Below are 1,330 nucleotides of genomic sequence, written 5' to 3' on the forward strand. Positions count from 1 at the left end.
ATGAACATCACCATATTCGGCTCTGGCTACGTAGGCTTGGTCACGGCGGTCTGTTTTGCCGAGGTTGGCAACGACGTGCTGTGCGTGGACGTGGACGAGCGCAAGGTGGCGATGCTGCGGCGTGGCGAGTCGCCGATCTACGAACCGGGGCTGTCGGAGCTGCTGAAGAGCAATTACGAAGCCGGCCGCATCCGCTTCACCACCTCCGCTGAGGAAGGTGCCAAGCACGGCCTGTACCAGTTCATCGCGGTGGGTACGCCGCCCAATGAAGACGGTTCGGCGGACATGAAGTACGTGCTGGCGGTGGCCAAGTCCATCGGCCAGTACATCGACGGCTACCGGGTGGTCATCAGCAAGTCAACAGTGCCGGTCGGCACCGCCGACCGCGTGCGCGCGGCGGTGGCCGCCGAGCTCAAGGCCCGGGGCGCCAGCCACGAGTTCGATGTGGTGAGCAACCCGGAGTTCCTCAAGGAAGGCGCGGCGATTGCCGACTTCACCAAGCCGGACCGTATCGTGGTGGGCTCCGACAGTCTGCGGGCGACCGAGCACATGCAGCAGCTCTATGCGCCGTTCAACCGCAATCACGACCGGGTGGTGGTGATGGACGTGCGCTCCTCGGAGATGACCAAGTACGCCGCCAACGCGATGCTGGCGACCAAGATCAGCTTCATGAACGAGATGGCCAACCTGGCGGAGAAGCTGGGAGCGGACATCGAGAAGGTGCGCATCGGCATCGGTTCGGATCCGCGCATTGGCTACCAGTTCATCTATCCGGGTTGCGGCTATGGCGGCTCCTGCTTCCCGAAGGACGTGAAGGCGCTGATCCACATGGCCGAGGAAGTCGGCTTCGAGGCGGCGGTGCTGCAGGGCGTGGAAGACGTCAACAACCAGCAGAAGGGCGTGCTGTTCGAGAAGATCAGTGCTCACTTCGGGGGCGATCTGGCCGGCAAGACCATCGGTCTCTGGGGCCTGGCCTTCAAGCCGCGCACCGACGACATGCGCGAGGCGCCGAGCCGCAATCTGATGGAGGCCCTGTGGGCGGCGGGCGCCAAGGTGCGGGCCTACGATCCGGTGGCGGCGCATGAAACCCATCGCATCTACGGCGACCGTGCCGATCTGGTCTATGCCAAGTCGCCGGAGGACGCCGCCGAAGGCGCCGACGCACTGGCCCTGGTCACCGAGTGGAAGGTCTTCGCTTCCCCCAACTTTGCCACCCTGGCCAAGCTGCTCAAGCAGCCGGTCATCTTCGACGGCCGCAACCAGTACGATCCCGCCTACCTCAAGAAAGCTGGCTTCCAGTACTACAGCATCGGACGAAAACCGGCCTGAC

At 64.1% G+C, this 1,330-nt stretch carries 1 protein-coding gene; it reads left to right on the plus strand.

Annotation, left to right across the window (positions count from 1 at the left end; all coding sequences use genetic code 11):
• Positions 1–1,329, plus strand: a 1,329-nt coding sequence (locus ED208_RS16910) for a UDP-glucose dehydrogenase family protein (protein ID WP_123213107.1), incomplete at its 5' end; no start/stop codon positions are given.
• Between the last annotated feature and the right edge of the window lies 1 nt (position 1,330).

It is taken from the genome of Stagnimonas aquatica (genome assembly GCF_003730135.1).
GTDB classification, from domain to species: Bacteria; Pseudomonadota; Gammaproteobacteria; order Nevskiales; family Nevskiaceae; genus Stagnimonas; species Stagnimonas aquatica.